The organism is Mesorhizobium sp. NPDC059025 (genome assembly GCF_042739655.1).
Lineage (GTDB): Bacteria > Pseudomonadota > Alphaproteobacteria > Rhizobiales > Rhizobiaceae > Mesorhizobium.
Genome location: NZ_JBHYIM010000014.1, coordinates 142,479 through 160,141 on the forward strand (window position 1 = coordinate 142,479; position 17,663 = coordinate 160,141).

The following is a 17,663-nucleotide window of genomic DNA, read 5'->3' on the forward strand; positions in this document are numbered from 1 at the left end:
GAGGTATTGCGGCGGAGACTTGCGTAATTACGACATCGCCGTGTTTCTCTGGCTGCGTTGCGGGCCTTGCGCCAAATCCAAACAAGCAGCGGCGGCGGGGTGACGCCAATTTTTTTGGCCCTGCTCGAATACAGGCGGTTTCGCTACTGGAAATCGAAAGCGCTCAGGCCGGTCACCATTTCGTCGAGCCCAAGTGGACGCGTGACCGGCGGCTCCGCGCGTGACAGGCAGCCGGAGCGTTCGCACAGCCGGCAGGCGGGACCGACCGGCGTTGCCTTCACCACGCCGCTCTTGCCGCCAAGCGCCAGCGCGGGAAGCGCTGCGCCGTAGACGATCTCGTCGCGGAAGGCGATGTCGCAGCCAAGCAGGATGGCGGTGCGGCGCGGCCGTTCCGAAAAAGCGCCTTGCGGCCCCTCCAGCGTGCGCGCGACAGTGAGGAACTCGGCGCCGTCCGGCATCTCGACCGCCTCGACGAAGATCTGGCCTGGCTGGGTGAAGGCGGCATGGACCGGCAATTTGGGGCATCCGCCGCCGAAACGGCTGTGCGGAAAACCCTGCGCGCCGGCGCGGCGGAAGCGGTTGCCGGCATTGTCGACCTCGAGCATGAAGAACGGCACACCGGAAGCGCCGGCGCGCTGCAGCATGGTCAGCCGGTTGGCGGCCTGCTCGAAGGAGACGCTGAAACGCGAACGCAGCACATCGACGTCATAGCGGGCACGCTGGGCGGCGGAGAGAAAGGCCTGGTACGGCATCATCAGCGCATGCGCGGCGTAGCGCCCGAGTTCGAAGCGGGCGAGCCGCCTGGCCTCGTCCGACGACAGCTTGAGCGCCGCGATCTCGGCCGCCACCGCCACCTGCATGCGGATGAGGCTCGCCTCCATCGCCACCTCGCGCAGCTGGTCGAAAGGCGAAAGGCGCTCCGAGAGGAACAGGCGCTGCGAGTGGCGGTCGTAGCGGCGGCGCCAGTTGGGCATGGTGGCGACGGGAAGCACCTTGACGACGATGCCATGCTCGCGCCGAAGCCATTCCTTCAGCACACCGAACAGGTCGTCGCCAGGGCCGAGCAACGTCGTGAAGGCCTCGGCCTCTTCCTCGAGCGTCGGGAAATGGTTCTGCCGCCGCTCGAACACCTCGTGCACCTCGTCTATGGGCAGACGCGCGCCCGAAAGGGCCGTGGTGTGGCCCTCGCGGGCGAGCAGCTCGGTAAGGTCCGACAGGCGTTCGGCCTGCTCGCGATAGGCGCGGAACAGCTTGATGACGGCCGCCGCCGCATTGGGAGCGGCCTCGGCAATCTCGACCAGTTCCTGGTCTCCCGGCAGTTCGCCTGCCAGCAGCGGATCGGTGAAGACTTCCCGCAAGGCAGAGATCGAACCGCGCGCCTCGCCTTGCAGCTCGTCCGGCTCGACCTTGTAGACGGAAGCAAGCTTGAGGATGAGCTGGACCGTCAGCGGTCGCTGGTTGCGCTCGATCAGGTTGAGATAGGATGGCGAAATGCCCAGCCCCTCTGCCATCGCCGTCTGGGTCAGCCCCTTCTGGTTGCGGATGCGACGAATGCGCGGCCCGGCGAAGATCTTCTGTTCAGCCACGGCGACTAATCGCTACCGCAGAAGAGTTGAGGACCGGTGGGGAGCCGAAGCTAACTACTGGAGTCCTCTCACTCCGGTTCTGAATGGTCACCACGGTCATCGCGGTGAGGCCGATCAAACTCAGGACGAGGACGAGTTGGGATGCCAGCGCCCTGCGAACAAAAAGAACGGAGCCTATGGCTGCGGCGATCAATACACACCATCCCATCTCCGAAACGCTGTCCCACCGCTCCGGAAACCGAATCGTCTGGACCAACCGCGCGCCCGCCCAAACACAGACCAGGGAAAATGCCGAAATTGCCATGCGGGAGCCATTGCCCTCCACGGTCAGACCCATAGCGCGGGCCTGATCTTCCGTTCCTGAGGGACGGAAGATTGTATTGAGAAGACTGGGCCAAGGGACCACTCCTATCCCAGCCACGCTGATGGCGGCGATGAAATTCCAAAAATTCGGCATGACCACGCCTCTGTAAATATATTTTCAATCCACACCGCGGATCGGCCTTTACATCATTTACAAGTTTACAGCGCAGCATTGTCAAACACAACACAGGTTTTCCCTTATTTTTCAGCCAAAATCCCGAATTCACTGGGCTGATTTCGCACCGCAATGTAAATCAAGTCACAGGGAGATCGCCATCCACGAACGAACACAGGGCGGTTTCGCGAAACGCAATTTGTGAAGCGGAGCAGACAATGACCGATTTTTACAACCTCGTCCCTTCGGCCGCTGAAGGCCGGTTCGACGGCATCGAGCGGCCCTATTCGCCGGAGGATGTGAAGCGGCTGCGTGGCTCCGTGCAGATCAAGCACAGCCTTGCCGAAATGGGCGCGAACCGCCTGTGGAAGCTCCTGCACGAGGAAGACTTCGTCAATGCGCTCGGCGCGCTGTCCGGCAACCAGGCCATGCAGATGGTCCGCGCCGGGCTCAAGGCGATCTATCTGTCGGGCTGGCAGGTCGCGGCGGACGCCAACACGGCTTCCGCCATGTATCCGGACCAGTCGCTCTATCCGGCCAATGCCGCGCCGGAACTCGCCAAGCGCATCAACCGCACGCTGCAGCGCGCCGACCAGATCGAGACCTCCGAAGGCAAGGGCCTTTCGGTCGATACCTGGTTCGCGCCGATCGTCGCCGACGCGGAAGCCGGTTTCGGCGGACCGTTGAATGCCTTCGAGATCATGAAGGCCTTCATCGAAGCCGGCGCCGCGGGCGTTCACTTCGAGGACCAGCTGGCATCGGAAAAGAAGTGCGGCCATCTCGGCGGCAAGGTGCTTATCCCGACCGCAGCTCACATCCGCAACCTGAATGCCGCGCGGCTTGCCGCCGACGTCATGGGCGTGCCGACGCTGATCGTCGCCCGCACCGACGCCGAGGCCGCCAAGCTGTTGACCTCCGACATCGACGAGCGCGACCAGCCCTTCGTCGACAAGGATGCCGGCCGCACGGTGGAAGGCTTCTACCAGGTCAAGAACGGCATCGAGCCCTGCATCGCCCGCGCCATCGCCTATGCGCCGCATTGCGACCTGATCTGGATGGAGACCGGCAAGCCCGACCTCGCCCAGGCCAGGAAGTTCGCCGAGGCCGTGCACAAGGCACATCCCGGCAAGAAGCTGGCCTACAACTGCTCGCCGTCGTTCAACTGGAAGAAGAACCTCGACGACGCCACGATCGCCAAGTTCCAGCGCGAGCTGGGCGCGATGGGCTACAAGTTCCAGTTCATCACGCTGGCTGGCTTCCACCAGCTCAACTTCGGCATGTTCGAACTGGCCCGCGGCTACAAGGATCGGCAGATGGCGGCCTATTCGGAGCTGCAGGAAGCGGAATTCGCGGCCGAAGCCAACGGCTACACCGCAACCAAGCACCAGCGCGAAGTCGGCACCGGCTACTTCGATGCCGTGTCGATGGCGATCACCGGCGGCAAGTCGTCGACCACCGCCATGCACGAGTCGACCGAGCACGAACAGTTCCGCCCGGCCGCCGAGTAAGCCGGCCTGCATCTTATCCCCGGCGTCAAGGCGCCGGGGCGGCAACAGAGGAACCGCCGAGAAGGCGAAGGAACATTCGAGGAGAAGAACGATGGCACCGCGTACCCGTGTCAAGGAAAGAGCCGAGGAACAGGCCACCACCATGAGCGCCGACCAGCAGGCGGTGATCCGCATCGTCGCCAACGACCTGCACCGCCTCAACCAGTCGGTCATGAAGGCTGTCGAAGCTGGCGTTTCGGTCGAGCTGGTCCGTTCGGCCCGCCACCATGGCGGTGATGGCAACTGGGGTGATCTTTTGATCCCGGTGATCGTCACCCAGCAAAGTCACGGCTGAAGAAAGTCAAGACTTACCAACTGCAAGCAAAAAACCGCCACGCGAGTCATCGCGCGGCGTTTTTTTGTTTCAGGCGTGCTTTTATCGGGCAAAGGCCTGCGACTTTAGTTGCATAGTTACCACTAATATTATTGTGATGTGCAAACAGGCCGGCTAGTACAGCCGTACGCTTGACACGAGCGAAGGGCTCAACCCATTCTCTCGTCAAGGTACAACCTAGCATTGAATTTGGACACGCAAGGCGCGTCCATTCTCCTGCAATGAGACGAGAACGATATGACGGTTGTTGACGAATCCGCCCCGGCCAGGGGCGGCCCGAGGCTGGATTTCAGCAAGGTTCTGGTCGTCAGCCGATCGCCGATCAACCGCATCGTCGTTTGCAGGATCATCGAGCAGAGCGGGCTGAAGGCGATCGCGGAATCACCCGAGACGGCGCCGTCGGCCCTGACGGATGTCATTCCCGGAGCCGTGGTGCTGGATGGCGGACCGGAAAACAGCGATTGCGATGCGGTGCTTTCAGGTGTTGTGGCTATCCGCGGCATGATGGGCAGATCGGCACCGTGCGTTGTCTTCCTTTCCAACCGCACGGGAACAGTGGAGAGCCTTGCCCTGCCGCGCACGGTGGATTTCGTGGTGGCCAAGCCGATCACACCAGATCGGCTGCAGCAGATCATCGAGACGCTGAAGAGCAGCGCCAGGCAGCCGCGCTAAATACGGCCGGCCATCAGCCGATCTCGGAAAGCAGTCCAGGCAACTCGCCAAGATGGCTGATCTCGCGGAAGCGTGGCGCAGCCTTCGGCGCTTCGACATGCTCGATCACCCAGGTCAGCTCGTGCGGAACGAAAACGCCCCAGCTGCCGGCCTCGATTGCGGGGACGACGTCCGATTTCAGCGAATTGCCGACCATCATCGCATGCTCGGCACCATCGCCATGACGCGCAAAGATGCGCTCATAGGTCGGGCGCGACTTGTCGGAGACGATCTCGACGGCCTGGAAGAAATCGCCGAGGCCGGACTGGGCGAGCTTGCGCTCCTGGTCGAACAGGTCGCCCTTGGTGATCACCACCAGCCGGTAGCGCCCGGCCAGCAGTTCCAGCGTGTCATGCACATGCGGCAGTGTCTCGATCGGGTGGCTCAGCATCTCGCGCCCGGCCGCCAGGATCCTGCCGATGACTTCGCTCGGCACCTTGCCGCCGGTGACGTCGATCGCCGTCTCGATCATCGACAGCGTGAAGCCCTTGATGCCGAAACCATAGGTGCCGAGGTTGCGCCTTTCAGCTTCCAGCAGCCGCTCCAGCAGATGCTCCTTCTCGGCGTGATCGGAAAGCAGTTCGGCGAAATGACGCTCCGTCAATCGGAAGAACTGCTCGTTCTGCCACAGCGTGTCGTCGGCATCGAAACCAATGGTGGTGAGGCTGGCCATGATGCTGATTTAAAGCATGTCGCGCCATGTGTGCAGTGGTTTTGCGACAGAGCATTTTGTAGTCAAGTGACATCACATGGCGTTTCAAAATGCGGCGAAAACAGAACTTAGAGCGTTTCCGCGTTTCCGTGAATAACGGAAACGCTCTAGCGGCATGCGCCCGATCGTAACCCGACGCGCACCGGCGGATCGGACCAAAAACGGCCCAAAACCAGCCATTTGGAACGTATGGGCCAGCAAAAACCGGCATGAGCCCCCCTTTTCTTCCTTCCGGGGCCACGGCTATACTCGGTAATCTGCAACCACAATCTGGTGATTGATGCCGCCTGCCAAGAAGGAAGTCCGTCCGTCGAGCCGGGGGACGCGAACCCGCGCGCCTGCCTTTCTGAAAAATCTCAGGGGAGTGAAGAGCTTCAAGGAGGCGAGCGTCTGGCTGGAATCGCGGGGCATCGAAGACATCGAATGCATCACACCCGACCAGGCCGGTGTTGCCCGCGGCAAGATGATGCCGTCGTCCAAATTCACCTCGAACACCTCGCTGGCGCTGCCTTCCGCACCGTTCATGATGACGATTTCCGGCCAGTATCCGGAAGACGGCAACGGTTTCGAATATCCGGAGGACGATGGCGACCTGAAGCTGGTGCCCGACCTTTCGACGCTGACCGCCGTGCCGTGGGAAGAAGACCCGACCGCCGCCGTCATCTGCGACCTCGTCCATCAGGACGGCCGTGCGGTCGAATTCACGCCGCGCAACGTTCTGAAGCGCGTGGTCGCCGCCTATGACCGCCATGGACTGAGGCCGGTTGTCGCGCCCGAGATCGAGTTCTACCTGGTGCGCAAGAACCCGGACCCGGACTATCCGCTGACCCCGCCGGTCGGCCGCTCGGGCCGGCCGATCGCCGGTGGCTCGGGTTATTCCATTGCCGGCGTCAACGAATATGACGAGCTGATCGACGACATCTACCACTTCTCCGAGGCGCAGGGCCTCGAGATCGACACGCTGATCCATGAGGAAGGTGCGGGCCAGCTCGAGATCAACCTGCGCCATGGCGACCCGATCGAACTCGCCGACCAGGTCTTCCTGTTCAAGCGCACCTTGCGCGAGGCAGCGTTGAAGCACGACGTCTACGCGACCTTCATGGCCAAGCCGATCCAGGGCCAGCCGGGTTCGGCCATGCACATCCACCAGTCGATCGTCGACAAGAAGACCGGCAGGAACATCTTCTCGGCGGAAGACGGCACCGAGACGGAAGCCTTCTTCCATTTCATCGGCGGCATGCAGAAGCATGTGCCGAACGCGCTGGTGATGTTCGCGCCCTATGTGAACTCCTACCGCCGCCTCACCCAGGCAGCATCGGCCCCGGTCAACAACAAATGGGGTTACGACAACCGCACCACCGCCTTCCGCGTGCCGCGTTCGGACCCGAACGCGCGCCGTGTTGAAAACCGCATCCCGTCGTCGGACGCCAACCCCTATCTGGCGCTCGCCGCGTCGCTGGCCTGCGGCCTGATCGGCATCAACAACAAGCTGCAGGCCGAGCCGCCGGTGCTGACCACGGCCAATGAGGACGAGATCGACCTGCCGCGCGGCCTGCTCGAAGCCGTCGACCTGTTCGAGGGCGACGAGGAGCTGGCCGCCATGCTCGGCCGCACCTTCGCCGCCACCTATGCGGCGATCAAGCGCGCGGAATTCGAGACCTTCATGGAAGTGATCAGCCCTTGGGAGCGGGAGTATCTGCTGCTCAATGTTTAGGGGAGTAAGGCAGTAGGGGAATAGGGCAGTGGTACGGCGACTGGGGGACGAACGTGCCAAGTGAGATTCGGTCATACCGCGATCTGGTGATCTGGCAGCAGGCAATGGATTTGGCCGTCTTGTCCTACGAAACGACAAGGGGGTGGCCGAAGGAAGAAATCTACGGTTTGACCAGCCAAGTGCGGCGGGCGGCGGTGTCCGTCGCCGCAAACATCGCGGAAGGTTACGGGCGCGAAAATCGCGGCTCGTACCTGCAGTTTCTGCGTATTGCACAGGGATCGCTGAAGGAATTGGAAACGCATCTCTTGATCTCGCAACGCGTTGGTCTTGCAACGCAATCTTCGATAGACCCATTGCTTGTCGGGAGCGAAAGTGTCGGAAAACTCTTGCGGCTGCTGATGCGGAAATTGTCCGAGGATTAGCTGGGCTACTGCCATACTGCCCTAATCCCTTACTGCCCTGCTTCCGAAAGCCTCCATGCCCTACCAATCCCCCATTTCCCCCGGCCGCTCCTGGTATGAGGACAGCGCCGGTCCGCGCCCTGAATATCCCTTGCTGGACGGTGACCGGCAGGCCGATGTCGTCATCATCGGCGGCGGCTTCACCGGCCTCTCGGCCGCCGTGCATCTGGCCAAGGCCGGCACCAATGTGGTGCTGATCGAAAGCTATCGCTTCGGCGACGGCGCATCCGGCCGCAATGGCGGCCAGATGGGCACGGGCCAGCGTGCCTGGGCGGAAGAGCTGGAAAGCGAATACGGCCTCACGCGCGCCAGGGCGCTGTTCGACCTTGCCGAGGAAGCCAAGGCGCATCTCCTCGACTTCTCCGCCGCCAACGGCATCGAGATCGACTACATGCCCGGCCAGCTGTCGGTGGCGCACAAGCCGCGCTATGTCGACGACTACAAGGCGCATGCCGAAATCATGGCAACGCGCTTCAACTATCCGCACATCCAATTCATGGACTCCAGGGAGACCGCCGAGCGGCTCGGCTCCACACTCTATCATGGCGGCAGCCGGGACATCGGCACCGGCCACATCCATCCGCTGAAGCTGGTGATCGGCACGGCACGCGCGGCCGCGGCCGCCGGCGCGCATATCTTCGAAAACACGCAGGCCACCAACATCTCGGCGCAGGGTGGCAAGGTGAAGGTGACGACGGCGCGCGGCACGATCACCGCCGACAAATGCCTGCTTGCCGCCAACGCCTATGGCGGCGACCTCGAACCGGTCAGTGCGTCGCATATCATGCCGATCGGCTCCTTCATCGGCGCCACCGTGCCGCTGGGCGACGAACTGAAGGTGCTGCCAGGTGGCGAGTCGGTCGACGATTCCCGCTTCGTCGTACGCTATTTCCGCAAGTCGAAAGACAACCGCCTGCTGTTCGGTGGACGCGAGGTCTATGCGGTCAACGACCCGAAGGACATCCACATCCACATCCGCAAGCAGATCACCGAGATTTACCCGGCCCTGAAGGATGTCGAGATCACGCATGGCTGGGGCGGCTATGTCGGCATCACCGTGCCACGCAAGCCCTTCGTGCGCGAAGTGATGCCGAATGTCCTTTCCATCGGCGGCTATTCCGGCCACGGCGTCATGCTGTCGAACTTCTTCGGCAAGCTTTATGCCGAGACGGTGTCGGGCAATCGCGATCGTCTGAAGCTGATCGAGGAGTTGAAGATACCGCCCTTCCCTGGCGGGCGCCGCTTCCGCGCGCCGCTGCTGTTCCTTGCGCTTAACTGGTTCGCGCTGCGCGACCGGATTTGACCGCTGGCCTTTCTGCCAGCGGCAGTTGCAGCCGGATATGCGTGCCTGTCCAGACGCCATCGAGGATTTCGATGGTGCCGCCATGCAGCCGCGCGATCTCGCGGACAAGGTTGAGGCCAAGCCCCGCTCCGGTGGAGCGCGGCCGCAGCCGGTAGAACGGTTCGAACACGCGCTCCCGCTCCGCCTGCGGGATGCCCGGCCCTTCGTCGTGGATCTCCAGCCCGCCCTTGTCGTCGACGAGAACGGTTATGGTGCCTGAACCGCCGCCATGTTCGATGGCGTTGCGCAGAAGATTGGCGACCGCACGCTCGATCTGCTGCTGCCGGATGTTGACCGGCACCTTGCCCTCGGCCGGCTCGAAGGACAGTTCATAACCGGCCTCCAGCGCCAGCGGCGCGAAATCGGCGGCCAGGTTCCTGGCGAGATCGACCAGGTCGACCACTTCGCGCTGGCCAGCGGAGTGATCGATCACCTGGCTGTCCAGCAATTGCTGCGCCAGATGCGACAGACGCTCGATGTCCTTCAGCAGCTTGCGGCTCTCCGGATCCTCGCGCAGCAGCTCGGCGCGCGTGCGCATGATGGCAATCGGGGTGCGCAATTCATGCGCTGCATCTGTAAGAAAACGATTACGCTTCTCGTAACCCTCACCGAGCCGGGCGAGTGCACGATTGAACGCCTGCACCAGCGGCGCCACCTCCTGCGGCACGCGTTCGGTCGGCAGTTGCACGGCACGGTTGTCGATGTCGATGGCACTGGCTTCCTCGGCGGTGGCCACCAGCCCGGCGAGTGAACGGCGCACGACCGCCGGCGTCGTCACCAGCGTGGTGAAGCCCATGACGACGACGATCGGCAACAGCAGCACGATCGTGAGGATAACCAGGATCGGGCCGACGCGCAGCCAGTTGGTGGTACCGTCGGCATAGCGCGCGAGCTCAATCTGCAGGTCGATATTGACCTCGACGCCATCGTTCTCGGCGCGCGAGGACAAGGTGGAGGCGATCACGCCGACGCGGCCGGCCGGCGTATCCAGATTGGCGTAAGTGGCTGCCGGACGCAGATCGTTCTGCGCAAAATTCAGGGCGGCACGATCGACTTGTCTCAGCAAGCCGTCGCCGCCGCCAGCGTAGACCGCAGGCACATTGCCGCGATGCAATTCCTGGCCGTTCTGGTCACGCGCCACGAACCAGAGGTTCGGAAAACTCTGGCGGAACCGCTTGAGCTCCTCGGTCTCCCTGAGCACCAGTTGACCATTGCCATCACGGCTCAACGCCTCGCCGACGATAACGGCGGCCTCTTCATTGTCGACCAGCAGGCGCGGCTGCGCGATGAAAAGCACCAGGGTGAGCAAGCCGAGGAAGACAAGCAGCATGGCGGCCTGCAGCAGGATCAGCCTGCGCACCAGCACCCATTGCAGCGAACGCGGACGCGGCCTCCTTTTCATGTCACGGCACGCAACAGGTAGCCGAGATTGCGGATTGCCCGGATCTCGACGCCGGCATCGACCTCGTCGAGTTTGCGCCGCAGGCGCGAGAGGTGGGAGTCCAGGGCGTTCGAGCCGATCTCGTCATCCATGGCGTAGACCGATTCCTCCAGCGTCGAGCGCAGCACCGCACGCCCAGGCCGGCGGATCAAGGCCTCCAGGGCCAGCTGTTCGCGGCGCAGCAATTCGAGTGGCTTGTTGTTCACCATTGCTTCGCGATGATGGAAATCATAGGTCAGGCGCCCAACCACGATGAGTTCGGAGCGCAGGGTCGACGGCCGGCGCTGCAGGGCACGCAGCCGCGCCATCAGTTCCTCGACGGCAAAAGGTTTGGCCAGATAATCGTCGGCGCCGCCGTCGAGCCCGGCGACACGGTCGTCCAGCCCGCCAAGCGCCGTCAGCATCAGGATCGGCGCGTCGATGCGGCTGGCCCGCAGCTTCGGGATCAGATCAAGCCCCTCGCCGTCCGGCAGCCGCCGGTCGAGAACCAGCGCATCATAGGGACCGAAGGCAGCCGCGGCCTCGGCGTCGGCTATGGTTGCGACATGATCGACAATGACATGCCGGCGCTCCAGCGCCGTCTTCAGCACGGAAGCCATCTCCGGCTCGTCCTCGAGCAGCAGAATACGCATTGTCCCTCTCACCCATGCTCTGGGTTTGCGCCGCCGACGGCTCTGGCCGTCAGGCGACGCAGAAACGTCAAAAACCCTTACTCACATTCCAGCTTCGGCTTGCGAAAACTGGTGACATACCAGCCCTGACCCCAGCGACGCGCGTAGAATGTGTAGAAACACTCCTGCTCTTCGACATAACCCGGCGTCACCGTCTCTTCGTAACGCGTGCCGCGCCTTGTGTCCTTGATCTCGCCGCTGGTCGAGCCCGCCACCACATTGGTCGAGACCTTGCGCCATTGGTAGGCACGCTCATCACGGCTGAGATCGAGCACGGTCGATGGCGGGCCATAGTCGATGATGACCTCCGAGATCGGACGGCCGACATAATTCTTCATGATGTCGGAAGCGCAGCCGACAAGAAAGGTCGCCGCAGCAAAAGCGGCAGTTGTGCATGCAGCACGAATGACATGAGAAGGCATGGCGAATCCCGTTTGGCGTCCCTGCCCGGCTGCTAACCCTGCTAGATTACACGGACATTGCAGCGAACAACCGGAGACAGCCTGCTTCGCCTCTGCGCTTCCGAGCGACGAACTGATTCGCGAAATCACGCCAAACATGTAAGTGTAAACTTACTAAATTCCACGCAAAAGGCGTCCGAACCGGCTCCCATGGCAAAATCTGCATATAAGTTTGGGTGGAACGGTTGTCGTTTAAGCTTGAAAGGCGCATAGATGCCACAATCGTCTGCCAGATGATCCAGGCTGGGCATTGCGAAGTCAAAGCTTCGTACCGCCTGGAGGGATTTCGGGACCGACGCTGATCAAGGCGCTGCCCATGATCGAAGAACGTCGGCCGTGTTCAGGGGTAACCAGAACCTCAGATGCTCAAGTTGGTTCAGTTTTGTTTCGCTGACCGCGGGACCGTCGACACCTCAGGCTATCCAGCCCAAAGCGCCCAAAGGAGGCCGTCTTGAAACGGCCGCTCGGTTTCGGAGCGTCCAAGCCGCACCGCATTTCGATGCAGTTCGGCTACAATACAAAGCCGTCCTTCTGGCAGAAAGTCGGAGCCCACTCCCATCTGGTGATCGCGGCCGTCGGCACCATGGCGCTGCTCAGCGTAGCCGGCACCGCACTGTGGCTGGCGTTGCCATCGGGCGAACGGCAGGCTTTCGCCAAACATCCCGTCGCCTCGGAGGCCGCGGCTTCCGAGCAAAGTGCTGAGCCCGCACAGGTTGCGGAACAGAAGCCCGCCAATCCCGAGCCAGCAGCCACCACAGCGAAGGGCGCACAGGTCAAGCCGACCGCCATCCAGACCGCAGCAGCAAGCGCAGCACCTTCCAATACGCCAAAGCCGCAGACGGCTGCCGCGATCCAGGAAGCCGCCAAATCGGTCGTGGTCGCCAAGCCCGGCCAGGACGACGCGGACAACGCCGAAGACGAGCCGACCACCGAACAGGCGTTTGCCGAGCCGGAAGATACAAGCTCACCTGCCGAAGCCGTATTGGCCAAGGCAGCGCCGGTGCCACAGGCAAAGCCCGCGAAGGCAAAGGCGGAATTGACCGCCGGCATTCCGGCAGCAGAGGAACCCCAGCAGGATGCGACACCCGCCACGGCGAGTGGCAACGGAACGATCCTGCGCTCGGTGACGATGCGTTCAGGCCCGAAGAAAGGCGCTGGCGTCATCGCCACGGTGCCGGCCAAGGCCAGCGTCGACGTGATCTCGTGCGGCAAGCACAAATGGTGCGAGATCGTCTACCAGAACAAGCGCGGCTGGATCTATCAGGGCTTCCTCAACCGCGGGTGAGCATTGTCTCACCTTCTCTCGCAAGGGGGAGAAGGGAAGCGCGCCCTCAGATACACCGTCCCCCATCCACCTCCAGCGCGACGCCGGTGATGAATTCGGCCTCGTCGGAAGCCAGCCACAAAGCGGCGTTGGCGATGTCGAGCGGTGTCGACAGGCGACCGAGCGGAATGGAAGCACGGAACTTCGCGCGCAGCTCAGGCGTGTCCTCGCCCATGAACTGGGCCAGCATGCCGGTTTCGCCGGCAACGGGGCAGAGGCAGTTGACGCGGATGTTCTTGGGCGCCAGTTCCACCGCCATCGACTTGGTGGCAGTGATCGCCCAACCCTTGGAGGCGTTGTACCAGGTCAGGCCCGGACGCGGGCGCAGGCCGGCGGTCGAGGCCGTGGTCAGGATGACGCCGCCGCCCTGCCGCTCCATGATCGGCACCACCGCGACCGTGGCGTGATAGATCGCCTTCATGTTGACGGCGGTGATCAGGTCGAAAGTCGCCTCGTCCACCGCCAGCATGTCGCCATTGCGGTGGGTGTAGCCGGCGTTGTTGACCATGATGTCGACGCGGCCGAAAGTGTTCTTGGCGGCGTAGACCATCTCTTCGACTTCCGAGCGGCTGGACACGTCGCTGGCAACGGCGATCGCCGCGGATCCGATCTCGGCGGCGACGCGTTCGGCGCCCCTCGCGTTCAGGTCTGCCACCACCACCTTGGCTCCCTCCTCGGCAAAGCGCCTGGCCATGCCCTCGCCGAATCCGGAAGCAGCGCCGGTGATGATGGCAACCTTGTCTTTCAAACGCATGTCTTGTCCTTGTGCAGAAATTCCCGTCAGCGGGAGATGGCCGCCCCAACCGCCGATACCAAAGCGCTGAATTCACCCTAGAGCGTTTCCGTTTTTCGCGGAAACGCGGAAACGCTCTAACTCCTTGTTTTTACGCAATTCCGGATGGAAAACCGTTACACATTTTTCCAGGAACTGCTCTACCCGTGATTGAAGACGACCGTCTTTGTCGCCGACATGTCGTACAGCGCTTCGAAGCCCTTCTCGCGGCCGTGGCCGGAGCGCTTGAAACCGCCGAAAGGCAGTTCGATGCCGCCGCCGGCGCCGTAGCCGTTGACGAACACCTGGCCGGAGCGCACCCGTTTGGCCAGCCGATGCTGGCGTGCGCCGTCCCGGGTCCAGATGCCGGCGACGAGGCCGAATTCGGTACCGTTGGCGAGCCTGACCGCTTCGTCCTCGCTGTCGAAAGCAAAGAGGGTAAGCACCGGGCCGAACACCTCCTCCTGCGCGATGGTTGAGGCAGGGTCGACCGAGCCGAACAGCGCCGGCGCGAAATAATAGCCGCTGGCCGGTGCATTCTTGTCGACTGAACCGCGCGCCAGTACGGGAATGCCGGCCTTTTCAGCATCGGCCACCATGCCGGCGACTCGCGCCTGCTGGCGCGGGTTGATCAGCGCGCCAAGATCGAGATCGGCATCGTGCGGACCAGCGACCAGCTTCGAGAAGCGTTCCGCAAGCGCCCTGGCGACCTCGTCATAGACCGGCCGCTCCACCAGCACGCGGCTGCCGGCAGAGCAGGTCTGGCCACCATTCTGGATGATGGCGTTGACCAGCACCGGCACGGCCTTTTCCAGGTCTGCATCGGCAAACACCAGTTGCGGCGACTTGCCGCCGAGCTCCATGGTGACGCCGCGATTGTGCATCGCCGCCGCCTGCTGGATCGCTGTGCCGGTGGCCGGCGAGCCGGTGAAGGTGACATAGTCGACATCGGGATGGCCAGACAGAAGCGCGCCCGCCTCGCGGCCATAGCCGGTGATGACATTGAAGACGCCTTCCGGGATTCCCGCTTCCAGCGCCAGTTCCGCCATGCGGATGGTGGTAAGAGAGGCATCCTCGGCCGGCTTCACCACCAGGGTGTTGCCCATGGCAAGTGCTGCACCGGCGACACGCGCCAGGATCTGCAAGGGGTAGTTCCACGGAATGATGCCGGCGACCACGCCATGCGGTTCGCGCAAGGTAAGCGCAGTGTATCCATCCAGGAACGGAATGGTGTCGCCGTGGATCTTGTCAGCCGCGCCGCCATAGAATTCGTAATACCGCATGGTTGCGCCGACATCGGCCTTGCCCTGCCTGGCCGGCTTGCCGGTATCGCGCGATTCCAGCGCCGCGAGCTCGGCGCCGTGTTTCTCGACCAGATGGAACAGCCGGGTCAGGCAGCGGCCGCGTTCGACCGCCGGCATCTTCGCCCAGGGACCGTCCTCGAAGGCATGCCGTGCGCTGGCCACGGCCAGATCGACGTCGGCCTGACCGGACGCCGGGATCGAAGCGAAGACCTGGCCGTCCGATGGGCTGACCACATCAATGCGCAGCCCGGAAACCGCATCGAGCGCCTTGCCGCCGATGATCTGGCGAAAGCTGCGGCCTTCCGCAACCGAGCTCGAAAGATGTCCGTCCATTGCAAAGTCTCCCGTGGCCTTCCAGCAAATGCGCCCTATCTCGGCAGGGCGTGATAGTGGCGGCACTATTGCGCAATGAACAGTACCCGTGCTGGACCAGTCTCCAACACGATGCTGTGACACCATAACCCTAGTCAAATTAAATCGATTAGATTATATGGACATCCGTCGCATGGCGGCAGTGTTGTTAGCGCATCATGACCAACGGCCTGACCCAGCCGGGTGACGGGCGAAGGTAGCGCGAGATCGGACGAAGCATGACCAGCCAGATCATCCCCGTCGACCCGTTCGACTTCATCATTTTCGGCGGCACCGGCGATTTGTCGGAACGCAAGCTCTTGCCGGCACTCTATTATCGCCAGCGCGACCACCAGTTTTCAGAGCCGACCAGGATCATCGGCACGTCGCGCACCAAGATGAGCGACGATGAATTCCGCGCCTTCGCCAAGAAGGCGATCGAGAGCCATGTTGCGGCAGCCGATATCGACGCCAAGGAGTTGGGCATCTTCCTTGCCCGCCTTTCCTACGTGCCGGCCGATGCCACCAGCGGCACCGGCTTCGACGAACTGAAGAAGGCGATCGGCGATTCCAAGGCGATCCGCGCTTTCTACATGGCGGTTTCGCCATCGCTGTTCGGCGCCATCTCGGACCAGCTCAAGCAACACAAGCTGATCACGCCGAGCTCGCGCATCGTGGTGGAGAAGCCGATCGGCCGCGATCTCGCTTCCGCCAGGGCACTGAACGACCTGGTCGGCGACGATTTCGACGAAAGCCAGATCTTCCGCATCGACCACTATCTCGGCAAGGAGACGGTGCAGAACCTGATGGCGCTGCGTTTCGCCAACGCGCTCTACGAGCCGTTGTGGAACTCGGCCCATATCGACCATGTGCAGATCACCGTGGCCGAGACCGTCGGCCTGGAGGACCGCGTCACCTATTACGACAAGGCCGGCGCGCTGCGCGACATGGTGCAGAACCATATGCTGCAGCTGCTCTGCCTCGTCGCCATGGAAGTGCCGTCCTCGATGGATGCGGATGCCGTGCGCGACGAGAAGCTGAAAGTGCTGCGCGCGCTGAAGCGCATCAACGGCACCGAAGCGCCGAAGCAGACCGTGCGCGGCCAGTACCGTGCCGGCGCTTCCGCCGGCGGTCCGGTAAAGGGTTACGTCGAGGAGCTCGGCGCCGAAAGCAACACCGAGACCTTCGTCGCCATCAAGGCCGAAATCGCCAACTGGCGCTGGGCCGGCGTGCCGTTCTACCTGCGCACCGGCAAGCGGCTGGCGTCGCGCGTTTCCGAGATCGTCATCGAGTTCAAGCCGATCCCGCATTCGATCTTCAACGGCGACAGCGCAGGGCCGATCTTCGCCAACCAGCTGGTCATCCGCCTGCAGCCGAACGAGGGCGTCAAACAGTACATCATGATCAAGGATCCGGGCCCGGGCGGCATGCGCCTGCGCCAGATCTCGCTCGACATGAGCTTCGCGCAGCAGTTCCAGGGCCGCGCGCCGGATGCCTATGAACGGCTGATCATGGACGTGATCCGCGGCAACCAGACGCTGTTCATGCGCCGCGACGAGGTCGAGGCGGCCTGGAAATGGATCGACCCGATCCAGAACGCCTGGGAAAATGCCCGCCAGGACGCGCAGGGCTACACCGCCGGCACCTGGGGTCCATCCGCTTCGATCGCGCTGATCGAGCGCGACGGCCGCACCTGGCACGAGAGCAACTGAGATGGCCGGAAACTATCGCCGCAACGACTTCGCGGACCGGGAAAGCCTTGCGGCAGCGCTCGCCGAGACGGTTGCCGGCACGCTATCGGCTGAAACCCGCGCAACGCGGGCAGCAAGCCTCGCCGTCTCGGGCGGCTCGACGCCTGCCCGCTTCTTCGAAGTGCTGTCGGCCGCCGACATCGACTGGAGCAGCGTCAACGTTACGCTGATCGACGAACGTTATGTGCCCGACACCTCGCCGCGCTCCAATGCCGGACTGGTGAAAGCCAAGCTGCTGCAGAACGCAGCCGCCGCTGCTCATTTCCTGCCGCTCTACCACAGCGGCGAGCTCGATGCGGATCTGAAGGACGCCGAACATTTTCTGACGACCTTCTTCAACCCGCCCGATGTCGCCATCCTCGGCATGGGCAATGACGGCCATACCGCCTCGTTCTTCCCGGATGCGAGGGAACTGGAAAGCCTGCTCGACCCGGCATCGCGCGATGAGATCGCCGCCGTCCATGCCGACAGCGCCGGCGAGCTGCGGCTGACGCTGACGCTTTCGCTGATCCGCCGGGCACGTTTCCTCGCCCTGCACATCGAAGGCGCCGAAAAGCTGGCGACATTGGAAAAGGCGCTGGCGCCAGGATCGACACTGCCGATCCGCCGCGTCATCGACGCAGCGACAAGCCCGGTCGAAATCTTCTGGGCACCCTGATTGTGAATGGCGAAGGCCGGACGGCCTGGCGTGCCGTCGCCTTCG

16 protein-coding genes are annotated in these 17,663 nt (G+C 63.0%); 9 read left to right on the forward strand and 7 right to left on the reverse strand.

Going from position 1 to position 17,663, the window contains the following annotated elements; all coding sequences use genetic code 11:
• Window positions 1-143 precede the first annotated feature (143 nt).
• Window positions 144-1,586: a short-chain fatty acyl-CoA regulator family protein gene (locus ACFWYE_RS26465; RefSeq protein ID WP_379115142.1), complete on the reverse strand. Its 1,443-nt coding sequence runs from the start codon at window positions 1,584-1,586 to the stop codon at window positions 144-146.
• A gap of 696 nt (window positions 1,587-2,282) precedes the next feature.
• Here ACFWYE_RS26465 and aceA point away from each other — a divergent pair.
• From aceA to ACFWYE_RS26480, 3 genes are all read left to right on the forward strand, one after another.
• Window positions 2,283-3,572 carry an isocitrate lyase gene (gene aceA / locus ACFWYE_RS26470; RefSeq protein WP_379062953.1) on the forward strand — a complete coding sequence of 430 codons (1,290 nt, stop codon included), beginning with the start codon at window positions 2,283-2,285 and terminating at the stop codon, window positions 3,570-3,572.
• Between the two features lie 91 nt (window positions 3,573-3,663).
• Window positions 3,664-3,906: a hypothetical protein gene (locus ACFWYE_RS26475; RefSeq protein ID WP_024926069.1), complete on the forward strand. Its 243-nt coding sequence runs from the start codon at window positions 3,664-3,666 to the stop codon at window positions 3,904-3,906.
• 276 nt (window positions 3,907-4,182) lie between these two features.
• A complete protein-coding gene (locus tag ACFWYE_RS26480) occupies window positions 4,183-4,617 on the forward strand; it encodes a response regulator (RefSeq protein WP_379115143.1) in 435 nt (144 codons plus the stop codon).
• A 13-nt stretch (window positions 4,618-4,630) separates the two neighbouring features.
• On the opposite strand, the gene ACFWYE_RS26485 is transcribed toward ACFWYE_RS26480, so the two are convergent.
• Window positions 4,631-5,329: an HAD family hydrolase gene (locus ACFWYE_RS26485; RefSeq protein WP_379115144.1), complete on the reverse strand. Its 699-nt coding sequence runs from the start codon at window positions 5,327-5,329 to the stop codon at window positions 4,631-4,633.
• 319 nt (window positions 5,330-5,648) lie between these two features.
• Here ACFWYE_RS26485 and ACFWYE_RS26490 point away from each other — a divergent pair, with 319 nt between their 5' ends.
• Genes ACFWYE_RS26490 through ACFWYE_RS26500 form a run of 3 tightly spaced genes read left to right on the forward strand, consistent with a single transcriptional unit; the run spans window position 5,649 to window position 8,846 of the window.
• The gene (locus ACFWYE_RS26490) at window positions 5,649-7,082 is read left to right on the forward strand and encodes a glutamine synthetase family protein (protein WP_326894008.1); all 1,434 of its coding nucleotides are present in this window, start codon (window positions 5,649-5,651) and stop codon (window positions 7,080-7,082) included.
• A 53-nt stretch (window positions 7,083-7,135) separates the two neighbouring features.
• On the forward strand, window positions 7,136-7,504 hold the full coding sequence (locus ACFWYE_RS26495) for a four helix bundle protein (protein ID WP_379115145.1): 369 nt from the start codon (window positions 7,136-7,138) through the stop codon (window positions 7,502-7,504).
• 55 nt (window positions 7,505-7,559) lie between these two features.
• Window positions 7,560-8,846 carry an NAD(P)/FAD-dependent oxidoreductase gene (locus tag ACFWYE_RS26500; protein ID WP_379115146.1) on the forward strand — a complete coding sequence of 429 codons (1,287 nt, stop codon included), beginning with the start codon at window positions 7,560-7,562 and terminating at the stop codon, window positions 8,844-8,846.
• Here ACFWYE_RS26500 and ACFWYE_RS26505 read toward each other — a convergent pair.
• The 3 genes from ACFWYE_RS26505 to ACFWYE_RS26515 all read right to left on the reverse strand — a co-directional run bounded on the left by ACFWYE_RS26505 (window position 8,815) and on the right by ACFWYE_RS26515 (window position 11,419).
• Window positions 8,815-10,287 carry a sensor histidine kinase gene (locus ACFWYE_RS26505; protein ID WP_379115147.1) on the reverse strand — a complete coding sequence of 491 codons (1,473 nt, stop codon included), beginning with the start codon at window positions 10,285-10,287 and terminating at the stop codon, window positions 8,815-8,817. The two genes, ACFWYE_RS26500 and ACFWYE_RS26505, sit on opposite strands and share 32 nt — an antisense overlap.
• On the reverse strand, window positions 10,284-10,958 hold the full coding sequence (locus ACFWYE_RS26510) for a response regulator transcription factor (protein WP_379115148.1): 675 nt from the start codon (window positions 10,956-10,958) through the stop codon (window positions 10,284-10,286). Before ACFWYE_RS26510 ends, ACFWYE_RS26505 begins: the two co-directional genes overlap by 4 nt.
• A gap of 77 nt (window positions 10,959-11,035) precedes the next feature.
• Complete coding sequence (locus ACFWYE_RS26515; RefSeq protein ID WP_379062966.1) at window positions 11,036-11,419, reverse strand: hypothetical protein; 384 nt, start codon at window positions 11,417-11,419, stop codon at window positions 11,036-11,038.
• 490 nt (window positions 11,420-11,909) lie between these two features.
• Between ACFWYE_RS26515 and ACFWYE_RS26520 the strand changes: the two genes are divergently transcribed.
• Window positions 11,910-12,743, forward strand: a complete 834-nt coding sequence (locus ACFWYE_RS26520; protein ID WP_379115149.1) for an SH3 domain-containing protein — start codon at window positions 11,910-11,912, stop codon at window positions 12,741-12,743.
• Between the two features lie 46 nt (window positions 12,744-12,789).
• On the opposite strand, the gene ACFWYE_RS26525 is transcribed toward ACFWYE_RS26520, so the two are convergent.
• Together ACFWYE_RS26525 and ACFWYE_RS26530 are read right to left on the reverse strand one after the other, a co-directional pair.
• Window positions 12,790-13,536 (reverse strand): SDR family oxidoreductase, encoded by a 747-nt coding sequence (locus tag ACFWYE_RS26525; protein ID WP_379062969.1) that lies wholly within the window; start codon window positions 13,534-13,536, stop codon window positions 12,790-12,792.
• Between the two features lie 179 nt (window positions 13,537-13,715).
• Window positions 13,716-15,191: an aldehyde dehydrogenase family protein gene (locus ACFWYE_RS26530; RefSeq protein ID WP_379115150.1), complete on the reverse strand. Its 1,476-nt coding sequence runs from the start codon at window positions 15,189-15,191 to the stop codon at window positions 13,716-13,718.
• Window positions 15,192-15,448: 257 nt separating this feature from the next.
• Between ACFWYE_RS26530 and zwf the strand changes: the two genes are divergently transcribed.
• Both zwf and pgl read left to right on the forward strand, forming a co-directional pair.
• Window positions 15,449-16,921, forward strand: coding sequence for a glucose-6-phosphate dehydrogenase (gene zwf, locus ACFWYE_RS26535; RefSeq protein WP_379062973.1), 1,473 nt, complete (start codon window positions 15,449-15,451; stop codon window positions 16,919-16,921).
• A 1-nt stretch (window position 16,922) separates the two neighbouring features.
• Window positions 16,923-17,618: a 6-phosphogluconolactonase gene (gene pgl, locus ACFWYE_RS26540; RefSeq protein ID WP_379115151.1), complete on the forward strand. Its 696-nt coding sequence runs from the start codon at window positions 16,923-16,925 to the stop codon at window positions 17,616-17,618.
• The last annotated feature ends 45 nt before the right edge of the window (window positions 17,619-17,663 follow it).

Coding starts and splice junctions, on each gene's coding strand:
- ACFWYE_RS26500 (WP_379115146.1), top strand. CDS start 7,560: ATGCCCTACCAATCCCCCATTTCCCCCGGCCGCTCCTGGTATGAGGAC.
- ACFWYE_RS26505 (WP_379115147.1), bottom strand. CDS start 10,287: ATGAAAAGGAGGCCGCGTCCGCGTTCGCTGCAATGGGTGCTGGTGCGC.
- ACFWYE_RS26480 (WP_379115143.1), top strand. CDS start 4,183: ATGACGGTTGTTGACGAATCCGCCCCGGCCAGGGGCGGCCCGAGGCTG.
- ACFWYE_RS26515 (WP_379062966.1), bottom strand. CDS start 11,419: ATGCCTTCTCATGTCATTCGTGCTGCATGCACAACTGCCGCTTTTGCT.
- ACFWYE_RS26525 (WP_379062969.1), bottom strand. CDS start 13,536: ATGCGTTTGAAAGACAAGGTTGCCATCATCACCGGCGCTGCTTCCGGA.
- ACFWYE_RS26485 (WP_379115144.1), bottom strand. CDS start 5,329: ATGGCCAGCCTCACCACCATTGGTTTCGATGCCGACGACACGCTGTGG.
- pgl (WP_379115151.1), top strand. CDS start 16,923: ATGGCCGGAAACTATCGCCGCAACGACTTCGCGGACCGGGAAAGCCTT.
- ACFWYE_RS26530 (WP_379115150.1), bottom strand. CDS start 15,191: ATGGACGGACATCTTTCGAGCTCGGTTGCGGAAGGCCGCAGCTTTCGC.
- ACFWYE_RS26475 (WP_024926069.1), top strand. CDS start 3,664: ATGGCACCGCGTACCCGTGTCAAGGAAAGAGCCGAGGAACAGGCCACC.
- ACFWYE_RS26510 (WP_379115148.1), bottom strand. CDS start 10,958: ATGCGTATTCTGCTGCTCGAGGACGAGCCGGAGATGGCTTCCGTGCTG.
- ACFWYE_RS26490 (WP_326894008.1), top strand. CDS start 5,649: ATGCCGCCTGCCAAGAAGGAAGTCCGTCCGTCGAGCCGGGGGACGCGA.
- zwf (WP_379062973.1), top strand. CDS start 15,449: ATGACCAGCCAGATCATCCCCGTCGACCCGTTCGACTTCATCATTTTC.
- aceA (WP_379062953.1), top strand. CDS start 2,283: ATGACCGATTTTTACAACCTCGTCCCTTCGGCCGCTGAAGGCCGGTTC.